Below are 578 nucleotides of genomic sequence, written 5' to 3' on the forward strand. Positions count from 1 at the left end.
GTCCCTGACGCCAACGGCGTCGGCACCATGATCAACGACCCGGACCCGGTCTACGACGATTGCTCCAACAACAGCCACGCCAAGACCAACAACCTTGCCGGCATGACCGGCAAAAACATCGGCGACCTGCTCAACGACCAGGGCGTGTCCTGGGGCTGGTTCCAGGGCGGCTTCACGCCCACCGCCGCGGCCACCGCAACAACCCCGGCGGCCTGCAAGAGCACCCACAACAACGTGGCCGGTGTCTCCAGCACGGACTACAACCCGCACCACCAGCCCTTCCAGTACTACGCCTCCACCGCCAACCCGCACCACCTGGCCCCGGCGAACGACGCGGAAATCGGGCACAACGGCCAGGCCAACCACCAGTACGACCTGACCGACTTCAACAAGGTCGTCAACAGCGACAACATGCCCGCCGTGTCCTTCCTGAAAGCCTCCAACTACCAGGACGGCCACGCCGCCTACTCCGACCCGGTCGATGAGCAGAACTTCATCGCCAAAACCGTCAACCAGATCCAGCAGTCGAAGAACTGGGAAGACACCGCCATTGTCCTCGCCTACGACGATTCCGACGG

At 63.5% G+C, this 578-nt stretch carries 1 protein-coding gene; it reads left to right on the top strand.

All coding sequences use genetic code 11. The annotated features are described in order from the left end of the window. On the top strand, positions 1-578 hold a 578-nt coding region (locus PUN71_RS23025; protein WP_277800614.1), incomplete at both ends, for an alkaline phosphatase family protein.

The sequence above is a fragment of the Arthrobacter sp. NQ7 genome (assembly GCF_029581595.2).
GTDB lineage: Bacteria > Actinomycetota > Actinomycetes > Actinomycetales > Micrococcaceae > Arthrobacter > Arthrobacter phenanthrenivorans_B.